We start from the raw sequence: 18,572 nt of genomic DNA on the forward strand, positions 1-18,572 counted from the left end.
CTGATACAACGCGGGTCTCCTCTGTGATCTAGCTCATTGCAGCGCCGCAACGCCGCATCCTAATTTTCTCGCGCATTTTCAGGCGACCGGGCACGGAATGACCCGCTTTTCAGCCGCAATCGTCCTCGGTCTCGGCCTCTGCGTGGCAGGCGCCGGATGGGCGCAGGATTCCGAACCCGCGGACCGCTGCTTTCCCTGGCAGGAGTTCCGCAACGGCGTCTGCGCTGCCAAGTCGGTCCCCGTTGCGCCCGCGCCAGTCCCTGCGGCGCCAGAGCCGAGCCCGCCGCCCGCCCAGGCCGAGACCAGCACGATGACGCCGCCGCTCGCCTGCCCGCCCAACTCGCATGTCGAGGGTGGCGCCTGCATCACCGACGTCGCACCGTCCTCCGTCCCGCCGCGCGCGCTAATCCCCGTCACTTGCATTGGCGGCACCGTGAGCGATGGGCAATGCACCTGCCCGGCCGGATTTCAGTTGATGGCGGCGGGCACGGATCCGGGCGGCACCTGCGTGCGATCCAACGCGGACAATTGCCTCGGCGGTCAGATGACGGTCGCCGGCGCGTGCCTGTGCAATGGCCAGGTCACGATGTCCGGACAGATCTACGATCTCGAATTCGCACGCGGCAAATGCGTGCCAAAACGCTGTCCGCGCGATGGCCCTTGCGTCACGGCCGCGGTGAAGCCGGATATCGACGCCTCGCCGAAATTGTCATCAGAGGAGCGGCCGCGTGACTGCGGACATGGCTTGGCCGCAACGCGCCATGGCTGCGTGCCAACGCGACACCGCTCACACGCAACGGACACGAACACCTATTTCCGGATCACGCCGAACTTTCCAGGCCCGATGCATTATTAACGGCGGACGCGCCATTGCGGCAGGAAGCGCGCGAGCTTGCCCTCCGCGCGCAGCTGCATCGCCGGCACGACTGGGCTGACGACGGGGGTCTCAATCACACCGAGCGCCTTCAGCTGCGCAACGAACGGGGCCGACGCGGGCGTCTCAGGAAAGCGCTCACGCGCGACCGTCACCGCTTTGTCAAAATCCTCGACATTGACGCCCGGCTTGGCGCGCCGGCTTTGCACATGCGTGTCGTCCCAGAGCCGCGCGATGTCGATGTCCAGCACGCCACGCAAGCGCTGGTCGACGGCCTGGATGCCGGCACCGGTCACCGCCCATTGTCGGCCGACCCAGAAGATGTCGCTGTGCAAGGCCATGGACGATCGGTTCGCGTTGACGGATGGCCGGCAGGATAACCGGCCGCCCGATCTTCGCAACCAAACGTTTCTGCGTTTCAGACGGGCAACGAGAATTACTTTGCTTGACGCGTTTTCTTGACGCGAACCGGTTCCCACTTCGCTCGAAAACGCTTTAGTCCCGCGCGACCACCTTCAGCCCGCCCATATAGGGCTGAAGCACGCTCGGAACGGCAATCGAGCCGTCCTCCTGTTGATAGGTCTCCATGACGGCGATCAGCGCGCGGCCGACCGCCGTGCCGGAGCCGTTCAGCGTGTGCACGAAGCGCGGCTTGCCATCCGGGCCGCGCGAGCGCGCATCCATGCGCCGCGCCTGGAAATCGCCGCAGACCGAGCAGCTGGAGATCTCGCGGAACATGCCGCCCTCGCCCTGCCCGGGCATCCACACTTCGATGTCATAGGTTTTTTGCGACGAAAAACCCATATCCCCTGCACATAGCGTCATGACGCGATAATGCAGGTCGAGCTTTTGCAACACCTGCTCGGCGCAGGACAGCATCCGCTCCAGCTCGTCCTTGCTGGTCTCTGGTGTCGTGATCGAGACCAGCTCAACCTTGGTGAACTGGTGCTGGCGGATCATGCCGCGCGTGTCGCGCCCCGCAGCGCCCGCCTCGGCGCGGAAGCACGGCGTCAGCGCTGTCAGCCGCATCGGCAGTTGCTTCTCGTCGAGAATGGATTCGCGCACGAGGTTGGTGAGCGAGACTTCCGCGGTCGGGATAAGCCAAAGGTTCTGTGTCAGCTCTGTTCCAAAGAAGTCGTCTTTCTCTTCAACCGAAGGGAGCTCGGTGCGATCTCCTTCTGCGAGCACATCCAATTTCTCCGTTAGGCGGCCGATCTCTGCACGAAACTTATTCAGAGCTTTCGCCATGCCACGAGAAGTTTGAAACTGATCCTCCTCAAACTTTGGAAGCTGCCCCGTACCGAACATGACCTCGTCACGCACCAACAGCGGCGGATTGATCTCGGCGTAGCCATGTCCGGTCGTATGCAGGTCGAGCATAAACTGCCCGATGGCGCGTTCAAGGCGCGCTAATCCTTTCTTCAGCACAACGAAGCGCGAGCCGGATAATTTCGCGGCTGTCTCAAAATCCATGAAACCTAGCGTTTCGCCAAGATCGATATGCGACTTGGCAGCGAACGAGTAATTTCGCTTGCTGCCGAACACATGCCGCAAACGGTTACCATGTTCATCTGTACCATCTGGCACCTCGTCGAACGGCAAGTTTGGAATTTCCGCTAGCAGATCCTGCAATTCTTTTGCGGCCGCCTTATCTTCCTTCTCGGTAGTCGCGATGGTCGTCTTGAGCTCTAACGCCTCATCTGTCAGTCGCTTTATCGCGACCTCGTCATTGTTTTTTCGCGCAATCTCATTTTCCTTGGCTGCCGCCTTACGCCTAGCTAATGCCTCTTCGTTCACCCGAATAATCGCGCGGCGTCGATTGTCGATAGATAGAATATTGTCCGAGGAAAACCTGCGCTTACTTTCAGAATCCAAATTTCGACGGCCTAGCTGGCGATCAAATTCGGCTGGATTTTCACGAATCCATTTGATGTCGAGCATGGTCATTTTCCCGTTAGGGCCAAGTTAGCCCAACCGTCCACGTGTCTGCCGCCTTAGATCAAGCCCTGGATGCTCGGGTCAAGCCCGGGCATGACGAATCATGGGCTAAGCGGCGACATGATAGAGCGAAAAGCGCCCTACTCAGCTGGATTCGGCGGCGTCGACACGTCGGTGCCGGTCGTAGACTGCGAGGCGGCCGCCTTCTTCTCCACCATCGAGACCGCGATGATCGAGCCCTCGTAGAGCAAAAGCAGCGGAATCGCGAGCGAGCATTGGCTGAGCACGTCCGGCGGCGTCAGCACGGCCGCGATGATGAAGGCAACCACGATGAAATAGCGGCGCTTCTCGCGCAGCATCTTTGACGTGATGATGCCGATCCGCCCGAGCAGGGTCAGGATCACCGGAAGCTGGAAGGCGATGCCGAAGGCGAAGATCAGCGACATCATCAGCGACAGATATTCGCCGACCTTGGGCAGAAGCTGGATCTGCGCGGTCTCGTCGCTGCCGGCCTGCTGCATGCCGAGCGAGAAACGCACCAGCATCGGCAGCACGACGAAATAGACCAGCGCTGCGCCCAGCACGAAGAAGAACGGGGTCGCGACCAGATACGGCAGGAAGGCCTGCTTCTCGTGCTTGTAGAGGCCGGGCGCGACGAACTTGTAGATTTGCGTCGCGACGATCGGGAACGAGATGAAGCCGGCACCGAACAGCGCGAGCTTGAGCTGGGTGATGAAATATTCGAGCAGCGCCGTGTAGATGAATTTCGAGTTGTCGGCGCCCGCGACCCACACGAACGGCCAGACCAGCACGTTGTAGATCTGCTTGGCGAAGAAGAAGCAGAAGATGAAGGCCACGCCGAAGCCAAGCAACGCCTTGATAAGCCGCGAGCGCAGCTCGATCAAATGGTCCATCAAGGGGGCCTTGCTGGCCTCGATCTCGGCGTCGCTCATGACGCTTTGGCGTCCTTGATCGCCTCGGGCGCAGTGTCCTGCTCGACCGGCGCCTGCGGCTCGACCTCGCGCGTGATCGCGAGCGGCTCGTTCACCGCCGCGTGCGCCTCGGCCTCCACAAAGGTTTCAGGCGTCGGGGCTTCCGGTGTCGTCGGAGTCGCCGGCGCTTCACTTGAAATCGCCGGCGCTTCACTTGAAGTCGCCTGCGCTTCACTTGAAGTCGCCGGCGGTTCACTTGAAGTCGCCGGCGGTTCGAGAGCAGTTGTCGTGGTCGACGTCTCGGCCGGCTTGTCGAGTGCGTCGACGCGCAGCGCGTCGCTGACGTCCTTCTGCAGCGAGGTCATCAGACCGCCGCCGGTGAAGCCGGTGGCGGCTTCCTTGACCTCGTCAAAGCTCTTCTTGAGGTCGGCCATCTCGGCCTCGCGCATGGCTTCCTGGAACTGGCCCTGGAATTCGGCGGCCATCTTGCGGGCCTTGCCCATCCACTGGCCGACCATGCGCAGCACGCCCGGCAGTTCTTTCGGGCCAATGGCGACCAGGGCCACGACCCCGATCAGAACCAGCTCACTCCACCCGATGTCGAACATGACGTCTTCCGTTCACGCGAAGCCACGATCGGCCCAATCCCTCACGCGCAGGATCGGGTCCGTTTCCCGCGTCTCGCGTGCTCCTGGCTCAGACGGCCTTGCTGCCGACGTCGGATCGCGCCGCGGTCGGCGCCGCATTGTGCTCGATGGACTTGGACGGCTCGGCCGGCTTGTCGGCGACCTTGTCGTCGTCCTGCATGCCCTTCTTGAAGGCCTTGATGCCCTGCGCCACGTCGCCCATCAGATCCGAAATCTTGCCACGGCCGAACAGCAGCAGGACCACTGCGATCACCAAGATCCAGTGCCAAATGCTAAGAGAACCCATCCTGCAACCCTCCAAACGCGCATCGCCGGGACCCCGGCCGATCTTCACCGAAACCTAGGCTTCGCAGGCCTCAAAAACAAGGACCAAGGCAGCGCCAATTCGCTGTTGGCGCTACGTAATCTTGCCTAGTGTTAACTGGTCGCAGGCGGCCCGTAGAGGGACCGGAGGATCACTCCTCGCTCCCGCCCTCACCACCCTCATGGCCGCCTTCCGGCGGCGTCTCGGGCTCGACCGCAGGCGCCAGGGCCAGATCGAGGTCCTCGCCCGGTTCCAGGGGGTCCTCGTCCTCGCGCAGCTGCGGATCATCCGACGGCGTCGGCACGCTGAAGCCGGTCGGCAGCCGCGAATCCAGCAGGCCCGTGCCCTTCAGCTCCTCCAGGCCCGGCAGATCGCCAAGCTGTTCCAGGGTGAACTGCGACAGGAAGTCCTCGGTGGTTCCGAAGGTCAAGGGACGGCCGGGCGTCTTGCGGCGGCCGCGCGGCTTGATCCAGCCGGTCTCCAGCAGCACGTCGAGCGTGCCCTTGGAGGTGACGACGCCGCGGATTTCCTCGATCTCGGCGCGCGTCACCGGCTGGTGATAGGCGATGATCGCCAGCACCTCGATCGCGGCACGCGACAGGCGCCGGGTCTCGGTGCTCTCACGTGTCATCAGCCAGGCGAGATCGCCGGCGGTGCGGAACGTCCATTTGTTGGCGACCCGCACGAGGTTCACGCCGCGCAAGGAGTAGTCGGCCTGGAGCTGCTCGAGCGCAGCCTTGACGTCGACGCCCTCGGGCATGCGCTTGGCCAGCGTCGCGGTATCCAGCGGTTCATTCGAAGCAAACAGCAGCGCTTCCAGCAGCCGCAGTTCTTCCGGACGTGCCTGGGGCTCGTTCTCCATCGGCTCGACCTCTTCTACGCGAACTTCCGCCAAAGCCATGGCAGCTTCTCCTTCTTGCACTTAAGCGACCGGTGCATCGGGCGCAGGAGCTGCGTCCGGAACCGGTTTAGGACGCCCCTTCCGGAAATAGATGGGCGCAAACGCTTCTTTCTGATTCAGCTCGAGCTGACCTTCGCGCACCAGCTCGAGCGCAGCGGCGAAGCTTGAGGCGAACACCGTCGCGCGCTGCGTCGGATCAGCGACGTGACGGACCAGGAAATCGTCGAGCACGCCCCAGTCGTCCTGTTCGCTGATGCTGCCGACCAGCCGTTCCAGCGTGGCGCGCGCCTCGGCGAGCGACCACACCGTGCGCTTGGCCAGATGCACGCTCGCCAGCACGCGCGACTGACGCTGCGATGCATAGGCCGTGAGCAGGTCGTACAGCGTCGCCGTATATTTCGGATGCCGGATCTCGGCGATCTGCTCGGGCTCGCCACGCGGAAAAATGTCGCGCAGCAATTGCTGCCGGTTCATCAGCCGGTTGGCGGCTTCACGAATGGCTTCCAGGCGGCGCAGACGGTTGGCGAGCGCAGTTGCCATTTCCTCGGCGCTCGGACCTTCCGCGCTCGGCGGCTCCGGCAGCAGCAGGCGCGACTTCAGGAAGGCAAGCCAGGCGGCCATCACGAGATAATCGGCCGCAAGCTCGAGCCGGATCTTTCGCGCGGCTTCGATGAAGTGGAGGTACTGGTCGGCCAGCGCCAGGATCGAGATCTTGGCGAGATCGACTTTCTGCTGTCGCGCCAGCGCGAGCAGGAGATCGAGCGGGCCCTCATAGCCTTCGACGTCGACCACCAACGCCGGCTCGCCCTCGGCCAGCTCCGCGGGCCGCCCGGTTTCAAACGATAGGATTTCTGCGCTCATGCGGATGCCGTGGTTGCGGTCAATGCGTCCAGTTCCGCATTGTCATTGCTGTGAAGCGTCGTGTCGCAGCCGGCCGCGAACATGGCGCGAATTCGCTCGGCGATGCCTCCCGCCAGCGTGTTCATCGGCACGTCATCACTCATTAACAAACCCTGGAACCCGACTGCGCTGCGAATCACCTGAGCGATCATTGTCGCAGAAGTCGTCACCGGATGGGCGGGGTCGGCGGCGCCATCCACGGGAATGCTGAGACCGCCGAGATTGGCCGCAGTCACCCCCGCGACCGTCAATTCCTGAAGCGGCACCGTGACTTGCGTCGAAATTTCGATGCTGCGCCTGAAGGGAATGAAGTCCCATGGGCATCCTCGACGGCCAGACGCCCGCTCGGCGGCGGTCAGATCCGTTCCGGATACGCCGGTATTGAAGGCCCGCGTGCTCATAGGGCCGATTAACCCTGCCCCGGGAGGGGGTCAAGGAAACGGCCGCTAATTCCTCTGGACGAAGCAGGACGGCAGGCCAGCCGACTTCAGATTGTTGCAGGCCTGCACCGCCTCGTCGGCCGAGCCGTACGGTCCGGCGAAGGCGCGATAGACGATGCCCTTGCCCTTATCGGTTAGATCGACGCGCTTGATGACCGGCGAACGGCCGCCGAGAACGCTGCCATATTTGCTCTGCAGCACCCGGTAGGATGCGGCGGCGCTATCCTCGCTCTGCTGCGAGGAAACCTGGACGACGAAGCCGCCACCGCCGCTGGGCGCGGGTGCAATTTGGGTCGGATTAGTCGCAGCCATTCGCTGCGGCGGCTCGGCCTGCGGCGCCAGCGAGAGCGGCTGGTTGGCGCTGGCATTGGCCGAGGTCGGCGGCGTACGCGGCGCGGCCGGTGCAGCAACCGGCTTCGGCGGCGCGGCCGGCTTGGCTGCTGGCGGTGCGGCGCCCTGCGGCACGGCGCTGTCGGTCTGGTCACCCTTCACAGCCACGGTCTTGATCGAGCGAGGCGCACTGTTCGGCATCGTCCCGTTGCTCGGGACCGGACCGACATTCGGCGGCGGAATGTTGGACGGCGACACGCTCGCAACCGGCGGCGGGTTCGCATTCTGGTTCAGCGGCGGAAACACCACGCGCGGACCGGCCGCCTTGGCATTGACGTCGACAGGCGCCTCCTCGCGCGGCACGATCTTCTCGCTGCCGTCGCCGCTCGCCATGCGATCGGGTACCTTGGCCGAGGAGTCCGACGGCGCCGGCACGATCTTGGTCGGCGTGTTGTCGGCCTTGATGATCGGCGGCTCGCCGCTGCGGGGCGATCCGACATAGGTCTTGTAGGCGAAGGCCGCACCAGTTCCGACCACGGCCAGCGCGAGGATCGCGGCGACCGTCATCATGCCGCCGCGCGATTTCCTGGGTTCGTCGAGATCGGCCTCGGGATAGTCGCTCTGGAACGCGTAAGGATCGTCCGGATAGGCCGGCTCACGCTGAAAATCCTGCTCGCCCGACTCGAGCCGCCCGTAGAGCGCATCATCGTAACGTGCCGGATCGGGCTGCTCGTACGGCGCCTCGTAGGCTTGCTCCTGGGCTTGCTCCTGATGGTAGGCTTGCTCCTGGTAAGCCTGATCCTGGTAGGCGCGGTCCTGATGGGCCTGCGACTGATGAAACTCAGGCTCCGGCGCCGCCGGCTGGGCTGAATAGCGATGCAGCGGATGAACGGGCTTCACGGCGACGGGATAGTCAGGCTCGGGCGCCGGCTGCGGTTGCACGTTGGCGCGCCGCATCCATGACGGCGGCCCCGGCTGAGGCGCTGCTGCCTGCTCGGAATAGTCCTGCTGATAGCCATCCTGCGAATAATCTTCGTCCTGATAAGTCTGCGCTGGCGCTGCTGCCGGCCGCGCACCCGGGCGGCCCTGTGCCGCGAAGGGATCGGTCTGCCCGATCAGGCGGGCGAGCTCGGCCAAGGGATCGTTTTCCGCCTTCCCATGCTGGTCGGCGCCGCGGCCATAGTCGTCGGAATGAAACGGTCTGTCGTGATATCGATCGGCCATCGTGATGATGCGTCCCTTCGGGAAAGCCGCGCGCCCCTCGACCAAGGCGCGGCTTTCGACCCACAAGGCTTTCAACCAAGTCTAAGCGATCCGGCTTCTGCCGGTACCCCCAATATTATTCCCCTTAAGTAGTTCGCCCCAAACTACCGCATCTCGTCCGGAGCATGGACGCCGAGGATGGCGAGGCCCGATGCCAGGACAGAGACGACGCCCTGGACCATGGCCAGCCGCGCCTTCGTTAGATCTGCATCATTATTGATAATGAAGCGTAAATAGGGCAAATCGCGCCCCTTCGTCCAAAGTGCGTGAAATTCGCTCGCTAAGTCATAGAGATAGAACGCAATTCGGTGCGGCTCATGCGCCGCAGCGGCAGCTTCCAGCATCCTCGGATAAATTGCTAGGCGCTTGAGAAGGTCGAGCTCAACAGGGTCGGACAGCCGCTCCACGGCCGACTCACTGAGCCAGGCAATCCGCTTGCGGGCATCCTCGGGGAGTTCCGGGAACACTTCGGCCCGGGCGTTGCGGAAGATCGAATGGCCGCGGGCGTGGCCGTACTGGACGTAGAATACAGGGTTGTCGCGCGACTGTTCCATCACCTTGGCGAGGTCGAAGTCGAGTACCGCGTCGTTCTTGCGGTAGAGCATCATGAAGCGGACGGCGTCCTGGCCGACTTCATCCACCACCTCACGCAAGGTGACGAAGTCCCCGCTCCGCTTGGACATTTTCACCGGCTCGCCATTGCGCAGCAACTTCACGAGCTGGACGATCTTGACGTCGAGCGCGCCCTTGCCGGAGGTCGTCGCCTTCACCGCCGCCTGCATGCGCTTGATGTAGCCGCCATGATCGGCGCCCCAGACGTCGATCATCTCCGCAAAACCACGGTCGAACTTGTTCTTGTGATAGGCAATGTCGGAGGCGAAGTAGGTGTAGGAATTGTCCGACTTGATCAGCGGACGGTCGACATCGTCGCCGTAAGCGGTCGCCTTGAACAGCAGCTGCTCGCGGTCTTCCCAGTCCTCGACCGGCGCGCCCTTCGGCGGCGGCAGGCGGCCTTCATAGATGTCACCCTTGGCCTGCAGGAACGAGATGGTCTCGGCAACCTTGTTGTTGCCGGTCTCGATCAGCGAGCGCTCCGAGAAGAATACGTCGTGGCGAATGTTGAGCGCGGCGAGATCGCCCTTGATCTCGTCCATCATCATCGCGATCGCCTTGGCCCGGACTGTCGGCAACCATTGCGCCTCGGTCATCGCGAGGAGCTTGTCGCCGTGCTCCTTCGCCAGCGCCGCACCGACAGGCTTCAGATAGTCGCCCGGATAGAGGCCTTCCGGGATCGCGCCGATGTCTTCGCCGAGCGCCTCGCGGTACCTCAGGAACGCGGAACGAGCGAGCACATCGACCTGCGCGCCGGCATCGTTGATATAATACTCGCGCGTGACGTCGTGGCCGCCGAACTGAAGCAGGCTCGCCAGCGCGTCGCCGAACACGGCGCCGCGGCAATGGCCGACATGCATCGGTCCGGTCGGATTGGCCGAGACGTATTCGACATTGACCTTGGAGCCGCCGCGGACACGACCGTAATCAGCGCCCTCGCGCAGCACCGTCCGCAGTGCCTCCGCCCATGCGGCGGGTATCAGCGTCAGGTTGATGAATCCGGGGCCGGCGACATCGACCTTGGCGATCAGCGCATCAGCGCGGAGCCGCTCGGCGATCTGCTCGGCGAGATCACGCGGCTTCGCCTTTGCCTCTTTCGCGAGCACCATGGCGGCGTTGGTCGCCATGTCGCCATGGGAGGCGTCGCGCGGCGGCTCGACCACCACGCGCGAGAAATCGATGCCCTCGGGCCAGTTGGCTTCCGCCGCCAGCGCGCGGCAGGCGGCGTGCACGCGTGCGAGTACGTCGGCGAACAAATGCGGTGCTGAGGATGTGTCGGGCATGGGCGCCGCCTAACGCAAATCCGGGGTCGAGTCAAAGAGCCGCTGGTGCTCGGTCAGGGCGAAACGGTCGGTCATTCCGGCAATGAAATTGCCGATCCGGCGGGCCCGGTCGCCCTCGTCGTCCGCCTCCGCCCCGACCAGCCATTCCGGCGGCAGGTCGGCCGGCGATGTCAGGTACTTGGCGAACAAGTCGAACAGGATCTGTTCCGCCTCCGCCATCACCCGCATCACCCGCTTGTGGCGATACATATGCTGGTAGAGGAAGTGCTTGATGGCGGCCTCTTCCTCGGCGACCTCGGCGGGGAACGCGATCAGCGCCCGGCTCTGCTGGCGCACGTCCTGGGCCGATTGCGGCCTGACCGCAGCGACGTTCTTCTGCGCCTCCGCGAATACCGCACCGATCAGATGCGAGATCAGCTCGCGCACCAGCTCAGCCCCGCGCCTGACGTCTTCGAGCTCGGGATAATGCGCCGATGTCTCGGCGATGATCTCCGCCGTGAGCGGCATGACCTTGAGATCGTCGAGATGGAACAGGCCGGCGCGCAGACCGTCGTCGATGTCGTGGGCGTCGTAGGCGATATCGTCGGCGATCGCCGCAACCTGTGCTTCCAGCGAGGCGAAGCTCCAGAGTTCGAGATCGTAGGTCTCGATATAATTGGCGATGCCGACGGGAATGCCGTGCTCGCGGTAGCGCCCGACCGGCGCGCCGCTGCGATCGGTCAACGGGCCGTTGTGCTTGACGATGCCCTCGAGCGACTCCCAGGTCAGGTTCAGCCCGTCGAACTCGGGATAGCGGTGCTCCAGGGAGCCGACGACGCGGAGTGCCTGGGCGTTATGGTCGAAGCCGCCGAAATCCTTCAGGCAGGCATCCAGCGCCCGCTCGCCGGCATGGCCGAACGGCGGATGCCCGAGATCGTGGGCGAGCGCCAGGGTTTCCGTGAGATCCTCGTCCAGCCCAAGCTGGCGCGCCAGCGCGCGGGCGATCTGTGCCACCTCCAGCGAATGGGTCAGCCGGGTGCGGTAATGGTCCCCCTCGTGGAACACGAACACCTGGGTCTTGTACTTCAGGCGGCGAAACGCGGTGGAATGGATCACCCGGTCGCAATCCCGCCGGAACGGGCTGCGGGTCCGGCTCGGCGGCTCGGCGACCAGCCGGCCGCGGCTGCGCTCGGGGTCGCAGGCATAGGGCGCGCGGGGGGCAGCCATTCCGACGGACACGACGAATTTAGTCCCTATCCATTTGATTCTGCGTATCCTTGCACTTAACTATGCCGGACGCGGGATACCAAATGAATTGGCCAAGTGAATCTGCCAAGTGAATTTGGTATGACTGCGGGCCTATCGGAGACGAGCCATGACGACTGACGTGACCATCAGTGACCGCGCCGCGCGCCGGATTGGGGAGATCCTCAAGGGCGAAGGCACAGGCGCGATGCTGCGCATCTCCGTCGAGGGCGGCGGCTGCTCCGGTTTCCAGTACAAGTTCGACATCGACCGCGACCGCACCGACGACGATCTCGTGATCGAGCAGGCGAACGCGGTGGTGCTGGTCGATTCCGCCTCGCAGCCGTTTCTGGCAGGCTCCCAGGTCGACTTCGTCGACGACCTGATCGGCGCCTCGTTCCGCGTCAACAATCCCAACGCGACAGCGTCCTGCGGCTGCGGGACCAGCTTCTCGATCTGACGGGCGCTTTAGGCCCCGGTCATCTGCCTTTCCTCGTCCGTCCACTCCACGTCGACCGGCATCAGATCTGGCTGGAGCGGCGCGTCCTCTGCCATCACGTGACCGTCCAGCCCGCGCAGCAGGGCCGCGGCCAGCGCGGGCTTCCGTAATGGCTTGGCCAGGAAGTCAGACATGCCGGCCTCGCGGCAGATCTTGACGTCTTCGGGGAATGCGTTGGCGGTCAGCGCGATGATCGGCAGGGTCTTGAAGCGCCCGCCTTCCGCGCGGATCGCCCGGGTCGCGGCAAGGCCATCCATCTCGGGCATGCGCACGTCCATCAGCACGATGTCGTAATCGCCTTCGGCGACAGCCGCGACGGCCTCGACGCCGTCGGCAACGACTCGCAGCTCGACCTCGAAGGCACCGAGCATCTTGCTGACGACCATGCGATTGACGGCATCGTCCTCGGCGACCAGCACCCTCAGCGGCCGGTCGAGGCTCGCAATGCGAGCCTTGAGATCGTCGGCTTCATCGCGGCCCGCGTCCTGATTGGACGCCTGCGCCTGGCTCCACGGCAGCACCAGCGTGAAGCGGAAGGTCGAGCCCTCGCCCGGCGTCGAGGTGACGCCGATGGTGCCGCCCATCTGCTCGATGATGCGCCGTGAGATCGCAAGACCGAGGCCAGTGCCGCCGAAGCGGCGGCTGATCGAGGCATCGGCCTGGGCGAAATCCGAGAACAGCTGCCCGAGTTTCTCGGGCGCAATGCCGATGCCGCTGTCGGTCACGGTCCATTCGACGGTCGCGAGCAGATCGCGGCGCGCCTGGCAAATGGCCTTGATCGTCACCTCGCCTTGGTCGGTGAACTTCACCGCGTTGGAGGCGAGATTGAGCAGCACCTGGCGGATGCGCGCGACGTCGCCACGCAGCGTCGGCGGCAAATTCGGATCGAGCTCGACCTTGACCGCGAGCCCCTTGCTCTTGGCGCTTGCGCGCACCACGGTCGCGACCGTCTCGACCAACGTCTGCGGCGCAAAGTCTATCGCCTCGAACGCGAAGCGCCCGGCCTCGAGCTTTGAGAGATCGAGGATGTCGTTGAGGATGCGCTGGAGGTTGTCACCGGACTCGCGGATCGTGGTGACGGCCTCACGCTGCTCCGGATCGAGTTTTGTTTCGAGCAGCATGCTGGCAAGTCCGAGCACGCCATTCATGGGCGTGCGGATCTCGTGGCTCATCACGGCGAGAAAATCCGACTTCGCGCGGCTCTCGGCTTCGGCCTTTTCGGCACGCCAGCGCTCGGTGACGTCGCGGCCGAAGCCGCGATAGCCCAAAAATTGCCCGTCGCGGTCATAGGCTGGCTTTGCGGTCAGCGACCACAGCCGCCCCTCGCCGCCCGCAACGACCTTGAGATTCATCTCGTGCAGTGGCTCGGCGTGCTCCATCAGGCCGACGACGTTGTAGGCCGCCGCCTGGTCTTCGGGGCACAGCATGTCGAGCACATCGGCGAAGAGCGATCCCTTCAGCAGCGGAAGCGGCAATTGCGCGACGTCGGCGAAGCGTTGCGGCACATCGGTGAGATGCCCTTCGGCATCGGTCTGCCACAGCCAGTCGCTGGCGTTCTCCTGGAAATCCTTCAGCAGCAGCGAGATGATCTCGGTCTGGCGTTCGAGCTCGAGCTGGGCCTTGAGGTTGCCGAGGAACAGGTTGCCCTGCGAGACGATGTTGCGCGCCATGAAGAACGCGAACAGCAGCAGGAACACCGCGGTCAGGGCATACGGAGCAGCACCGCACAACAGCATCGCGCCGGCGCAGGCGATTGTCATGGTCGCGAGATAGACGAGGCCTGCACGCGGAAACGTGGACAGCGTGAAGGCGCCGCCGGACATCATGCCGACCATCAGGCAGGCCAGGATCAACTGGCTGGTCGGCCCGACCCGGCTGAACAAAGCGAGCGGCAGCGTGCCCCAGATCGCGGCGAGGAAAAACGCCTGTCGCAGCATTTGCCGCGTCGCGCGGCGTGACGCTTCCTGCGGCGGATTCTGCTGCGCGCGCCGCCACGCGCGCACCGCGAGCGAGGCGGTGACGGCAAGCGTCATGCCCCAGATCGCGAGGAAATCGTTCCAGCCTCGGCCCCAGAACAGGATCAGCACGATGGCGACATTGAGCATGGTGACGGACATCGTCAGCGGGATGGCCCGCGTCACCGCGTCGATCTGCTTGGCGCGGATGCGGCGCAGCTCGCGCTCGCTGAGATCGGCGGTGAGGCCGTCCTCGATCTCGAAGCCGCCGAGCCAGTACAGGAACGCGCCGGTCAGGCCGTCGCGCGGCTCGCTTGGCGTCGTGGATTTGTCCGGCCATCCCATTCGAAAAACCTTTTCGGTATCAATGGCCCGGGGCCGGCTTAAGCCGGGTTAATTTTGTGGGAGATTTTGCGGCGTCCTTGACGGGCACGTTTGCATTTTGTTCTAACCATGGCCCCTGCCCGGAGCCCGCCAACATGCCCATCAGAGTTGCCACCTGGAACGTGAATTCGGTCCGGCAGCGGATCGACCTCCTGCTGACCTGGCTGAAGGAGTGCCAGCCGGACGTCGTCTGCCTGCAGGAGATCAAATGCGTCGACGAGGCCTTCCCGCGGCTGGAGATCGAGGCGCTCGGCTACAACGTGGTGACCCACGGGCAGAAGACGTTCAACGGCGTGGCGCTGCTCTCCAAGCTCAAGTTCGACGAGACCAAGTCGGGGCTTGCCGGCGACGACGAGGATGCGCACGCCCGCTTCCTCGAGGGCGTGGTGACGCTTAAGCGCGGGGTGCTGCGCATCGCCTGTCTCTATCTGCCCAATGGCAACCCAGTCGGGACCGAGAAATACCCCTACAAGCTCAAATGGATGTCGCGGCTTCTTGAGTATTCGAAGGAGCGCCTTAAGACCGAGGAGCCGCTGATCCTCGCAGGCGACTTCAACGTCATTCCGCACGCCCGCGACGTCCACAATCCCGCCGCCTGGACCGAGGACGCCCTGTTCAAGCCCGAGACGCGCGAGAGTTTTCAGTCCCTGCTCGGCCTCGGCCTGACCGATGCCCTGCGGGCCGTGACCGACGAGCCCGGGCTGTACACCTTCTGGGACTACCAGGCCGGAGCCTGGCAGAAGAACCAGGGCCTGCGCATCGACCATCTGCTGCTGTCGCCGCAGGCCAGCGATAAGCTCGCCAATGTCGGCATCGACAGCTATGTGCGGGCCTGGGAGAAGCCGTCGGACCACGTGCCGGTGTGGGCTGATCTGGATCTGGAGGCGGCGTAGCCGCCTCGCCGGATTACTCGCGGCGGCCCTGCACCCACTGTTCCAGCATTTGCAGGCACATGGCGCGATCGTCATCCGACGCCTTGGCGAAGGCGCGGTTGTAGTTTTCCTTGATCCAGGTCTCGTCGGTGCCGGCGCTGTCGCGCGCCAAGGTCAGCCACATCAGGCCGCGCGCGGCCTGCCGCGGCAGGCGGTCGCCGTTGAACAGCATCTGCCCGAGCAGCGCCTGGGCCTCATGCTGGCCCTTCTGGGCGGCGAGGCCGAGCCAGCGCGCGCCGTAGCGGAAATCCTCGCGCGAGGCGTCCGGCGTCTTCAGATAGAGCCGGGCGAGATCGTACTGGGCATCCGCATTGCCGAAATAGGAGGCCGCATAGGAGAACATCTCCCGCGCCCGATCCGGGTCGGCCTTGATCTTCGAGTTCGGGATGCCGCTCAGATAGTAGCGGCCGAGCGCGACGAAGGCGTTGGCCACGACCTGCGCCTGCGGCGCCGACGGGCTGTCCTCGGCATGCGCATTCGCGATCCGGGTGAAATAATCAAACGCGCGCACATCGTCCTGGGCCACGCCGTCGCCATTGGCGTACATGCGGCCGAGCTTCCACTGCGCGATCGGGTGACCGCCCTCGGCGGCATATTGCAGAGCGCTGAGCGAGGTTTCCTGGGGCGCGACCGGAGGCGCCGACTTGCGCACCGCGCCTGCGGCTCCGGGCAAGGTGGTCACGACCGGGATGGTCGCATCCTTCTGGTTGACCGGCGCGCCGTCGAAGGCGAGCGCCGGCGCAGCCAGCGCGGTAGCCCCCAACACAAACGCAACAATGGTACGCCTAGATGTCCGCATAGCACTGCTTCTCGTGCGCGCCGCCCGGATGGGTCACTGCCCCCCCGACCGCTGGTCCAACCTGTTGGGCATATTTCCAGAGCGCGCCCGTCGTGTGGTTAGTCGCGCGAGCGCTCCATTTGGTTTTGCGCTGGGCGAGCTCGGCGTCGCTCAATTTTACGTTAAGGGTCCCGTTATCGGCGTCGATCTCGATGATGTCGCCGTCCTCGAGCAGCCCGATCGGGCCGCCGATGGCTGCCTCGGGCCCGACATGGCCGATGCAGAAGCCGCGGGTGGCGCCGGAGAAGCGGCCGTCGGTGATGAGCGCGATCTTGCCGCCCATGCCCTGGCCGGTCAGCGCTGCGGTGGTCTGGAGCATCTCCCGCATGCCGGGACCGCCCTTGGGGCCCTCGTAGCGGATGACGATGACTTCGCCTTCCTTGTAGGTGCGCTTCTGGACCGCCTCGAAAGCATCCTCCTCGCGGTCGAAGCACCTGGCCGGACCGGTAAACTTGAGGTTGGACATTCCCGCGACTTTCACGATCGCACCTTCTGGCGCCAAATTGCCCTTCAGACCGACCACACCGCCCGTGACGGTGATTGGCTTGTCTGCCGGGTGCACCACGTCCTGGTGCGGATTCCACTTCACGCTCTTGAGGTTTTCGGCGATCGTTCGACCGGTGACGGTAATGCAGTCACCGTGGAGAAATCCGTTGTCGAGCAGCGTCTTCATCAGAAGCGGTATGCCACCTACTTCAAACATGTCTTTGGCGACATAACGGCCGCCCGGCTTCAAATCCGCGACATAAGGTGTCTTTTTGAAGATTTCGGCGACGTCGAACAGATCAAACTTGATTCCGCACTCGTGCGCGATCGCCGGCAGGTGCAGTGCAGCATTGGTCGAGCCGCCGGAGGCGGCAACCACGGCGGCCGCATTCTCCAGTGCCTTGCGCGTGACGATGTCGCGCGGCCGGAGATTGGACGCAATCAGCTCCATCACCTTCTCGCCCGCGGTCATGCAGAAGGCGTCGCGGATTTCATACGGTGCCGGAGCACCGGCCGAGTAAGGCAGCGCCAGGCCGATCGCCTCGGAGACGGTCGCCATGGTGTTGGCGGTGAACTGCGCACCGCAGGCGCCCGCCGAGGGGCACGCCACGCGCTCGATTTCGTCGAGGTCCTCGTCCGACATGGCGCCGACCGAGTGCTTGCCGACGGCCTCGAACATGTCCTGCACGGTGACCTGCTGCCCGCGGAAATTGCCGGGCAGGATCGAGCCGCCGTAGATGAAGATCGAGGGCACGTTGAGGCGGACCATCGCCATCATCATGCCCGGCAGCGACTTGTCACAGCCGGCAAGGCCAACGAGGGCGTCATAGGCGTGGCCGCGCACGGTCAGTTCGACGGAATCGGCGATGCATTCGCGCGACGGCAGCGAGGAGCGCATGCCGTCATGGCCCATGGCGATGCCGTCGGTGACGGTGATGGTGCAGAATTCGCGGGGCGTGCCGCCGGCGGATGCCACGCCCTTCTTGACCGCTTGCGCCTGGCGCATCAGGGAGATGTTGCAGGGGGCGGCCTCGTTCCAGCACGAGGCGACGCCGACGAAGGGCTGGTGGATCTGCTCGGTGGTCAGACCCATGGCGTAGAAGTAGGACCGGTGGGGCGCGCGCGCAGGGCCTTCCGTCACGTGACGGCTCGGCAGCCTCTGCTTGATGTTGGTCTTGGCGTCCATCGCGACCAGTTTCCTTGGCTAACCCTTGTCAGACCCGGAACATCAGACCCAAGATTTGAATCGACCTTGGGATTTCCCGCCGCCTGCAAGGGACCAGCCCAGCCCCTGAAAACATTAGAGTGATTTTATTCATGTTCGGGTGTGGCCAAAAAGCGGCGCCGATGCGAACGGACTGCGATAACGGTCAAATCGCACGGGAATGTTGCCTGGAGAGCACAAAAGTGGCTCAGAGGACACGGAAAAGCCTACAGTGTTACCCTCGCCGAGATGACAATCCACAACTGGAGATTTTGTGGCACGAGCGGCGCGTCCCAATTTCGGTGCTGAGCGGCGTACCGCGAGTGAGTCGCCCCTACTCCCTCGCCGTCATTGCGAGCGCAGCGAAGTAATCCAGAATCTTTCCGCGGTGACAGTCTGGATTGCTTCGCTGCGCTCGCCGCAATGACGGAGTGTGAGGCGGCAGCTTCGCTCTTTCGGTTTGCATTTTGAATCGCAGATACGCCTTCGCGGCCTCGCGGCTTTATCTCGCCCGAGCTTTGCTTGATCTCTCCACCCTCTCATCCAAGAGGGCGCAGGGAAGGCCGGGTGCCAGCTAGCACCCGCGGTCCGCTGCGCGAAATGTAGCGCAGAGAAAACCGCACAGC

General features: G+C 64.2%; 16 protein-coding genes and 1 pseudogene. 3 read left to right on the forward strand and 14 right to left on the reverse strand.

Annotated features, from left to right (window positions below; all coding sequences use genetic code 11):
• Positions 1–97: 97 nt before the first annotated feature.
• Positions 98–856, forward strand: a complete 759-nt coding sequence (locus FXB40_RS40940) for a hypothetical protein (RefSeq protein WP_148777945.1) — start codon at positions 98–100, stop codon at positions 854–856.
• On the opposite strand, the gene FXB40_RS40945 is transcribed toward FXB40_RS40940, so the two are convergent.
• The 11 genes and pseudogenes from FXB40_RS40945 to FXB40_RS40995 all read right to left on the reverse strand — a co-directional run bounded on the left by FXB40_RS40945 (position 853) and on the right by FXB40_RS40995 (position 11,642).
• On the reverse strand, positions 853–1,215 hold the full coding sequence (locus tag FXB40_RS40945; RefSeq protein WP_148777946.1) for a hypothetical protein: 363 nt from the start codon (positions 1,213–1,215) through the stop codon (positions 853–855). The genes FXB40_RS40940 and FXB40_RS40945 overlap by 4 nt on opposite strands.
• Before the next feature lie 154 nt (positions 1,216–1,369).
• Positions 1,370–2,815 (reverse strand): serine--tRNA ligase, encoded by a 1,446-nt coding sequence (gene serS, locus FXB40_RS40950; protein WP_148777947.1) that lies wholly within the window; start codon positions 2,813–2,815, stop codon positions 1,370–1,372.
• 137 nt (positions 2,816–2,952) lie between these two features.
• The gene (gene tatC / locus FXB40_RS40955; protein ID WP_148777948.1) at positions 2,953–3,765 is read right to left on the reverse strand and encodes a twin-arginine translocase subunit TatC; all 813 of its coding nucleotides are present in this window, start codon (positions 3,763–3,765) and stop codon (positions 2,953–2,955) included.
• Positions 3,762–4,352, reverse strand: a complete 591-nt coding sequence (tatB, locus tag FXB40_RS40960) for a Sec-independent protein translocase protein TatB (protein ID WP_148777949.1) — start codon at positions 4,350–4,352, stop codon at positions 3,762–3,764. Before tatB ends, tatC begins: the two co-directional genes overlap by 4 nt.
• Positions 4,353–4,440: 88 nt before the next feature.
• A complete protein-coding gene (locus tag FXB40_RS40965; RefSeq protein WP_092028685.1) occupies positions 4,441–4,677 on the reverse strand; it encodes a twin-arginine translocase TatA/TatE family subunit in 237 nt (78 codons plus the stop codon).
• Between the two features lie 169 nt (positions 4,678–4,846).
• Positions 4,847–5,596, reverse strand: a complete 750-nt coding sequence (gene scpB, locus FXB40_RS40970) for an SMC-Scp complex subunit ScpB (RefSeq protein ID WP_187437488.1) — start codon at positions 5,594–5,596, stop codon at positions 4,847–4,849.
• A 21-nt stretch (positions 5,597–5,617) separates the two neighbouring features.
• Positions 5,618–6,457, reverse strand: coding sequence for a segregation and condensation protein A (locus FXB40_RS40975; RefSeq protein WP_148777951.1), 840 nt, complete (start codon positions 6,455–6,457; stop codon positions 5,618–5,620).
• 8 nt (positions 6,458–6,465) lie between these two features.
• Positions 6,466–6,696, reverse strand: a pseudogene (locus tag FXB40_RS50595) (glycoside hydrolase family 3 N-terminal domain-containing protein); the annotation flags it as partial.
• A gap of 246 nt (positions 6,697–6,942) precedes the next feature.
• The gene (locus FXB40_RS40985; RefSeq protein WP_148777963.1) at positions 6,943–8,490 is read right to left on the reverse strand and encodes an SPOR domain-containing protein; all 1,548 of its coding nucleotides are present in this window, start codon (positions 8,488–8,490) and stop codon (positions 6,943–6,945) included.
• 143 nt (positions 8,491–8,633) lie between these two features.
• Positions 8,634–10,424: an arginine--tRNA ligase gene (gene argS / locus FXB40_RS40990; protein WP_148777953.1), complete on the reverse strand. Its 1,791-nt coding sequence runs from the start codon at positions 10,422–10,424 to the stop codon at positions 8,634–8,636.
• Positions 10,425–10,433: 9 nt separating this feature from the next.
• Positions 10,434–11,642 carry a deoxyguanosinetriphosphate triphosphohydrolase gene (locus FXB40_RS40995; RefSeq protein ID WP_148777954.1) on the reverse strand — a complete coding sequence of 403 codons (1,209 nt, stop codon included), beginning with the start codon at positions 11,640–11,642 and terminating at the stop codon, positions 10,434–10,436.
• Between the two features lie 136 nt (positions 11,643–11,778).
• Here FXB40_RS40995 and erpA point away from each other — a divergent pair, with 136 nt between their 5' ends.
• Positions 11,779–12,108, forward strand: a complete 330-nt coding sequence (gene erpA / locus FXB40_RS41000) for an iron-sulfur cluster insertion protein ErpA (RefSeq protein WP_148777955.1) — start codon at positions 11,779–11,781, stop codon at positions 12,106–12,108.
• 8 nt (positions 12,109–12,116) lie between these two features.
• On the opposite strand, the gene FXB40_RS41005 is transcribed toward erpA, so the two are convergent.
• The gene (locus FXB40_RS41005) at positions 12,117–14,447 is read right to left on the reverse strand and encodes a hybrid sensor histidine kinase/response regulator (RefSeq protein ID WP_148777956.1); all 2,331 of its coding nucleotides are present in this window, start codon (positions 14,445–14,447) and stop codon (positions 12,117–12,119) included.
• A 134-nt stretch (positions 14,448–14,581) separates the two neighbouring features.
• Here FXB40_RS41005 and xth point away from each other — a divergent pair, with 134 nt between their 5' ends.
• Complete coding sequence (gene xth / locus FXB40_RS41010; protein ID WP_148777957.1) at positions 14,582–15,379, forward strand: exodeoxyribonuclease III; 798 nt, start codon at positions 14,582–14,584, stop codon at positions 15,377–15,379.
• A gap of 13 nt (positions 15,380–15,392) precedes the next feature.
• On the opposite strand, the gene FXB40_RS41015 is transcribed toward xth, so the two are convergent.
• Positions 15,393–16,217, reverse strand: a complete 825-nt coding sequence (locus tag FXB40_RS41015) for a tetratricopeptide repeat protein (protein ID WP_148777958.1) — start codon at positions 16,215–16,217, stop codon at positions 15,393–15,395.
• Positions 16,204–17,928 (reverse strand): dihydroxy-acid dehydratase, encoded by a 1,725-nt coding sequence (ilvD, locus tag FXB40_RS41020; RefSeq protein ID WP_148777959.1) that lies wholly within the window; start codon positions 17,926–17,928, stop codon positions 16,204–16,206. Before ilvD ends, FXB40_RS41015 begins: the two co-directional genes overlap by 14 nt.
• Positions 17,929–18,572 lie beyond the last annotated feature (644 nt).

Source organism: Bradyrhizobium rifense (assembly GCF_008123425.1).
GTDB classification, from domain to species: domain Bacteria; phylum Pseudomonadota; class Alphaproteobacteria; order Rhizobiales; family Xanthobacteraceae; genus Bradyrhizobium; species Bradyrhizobium rifense.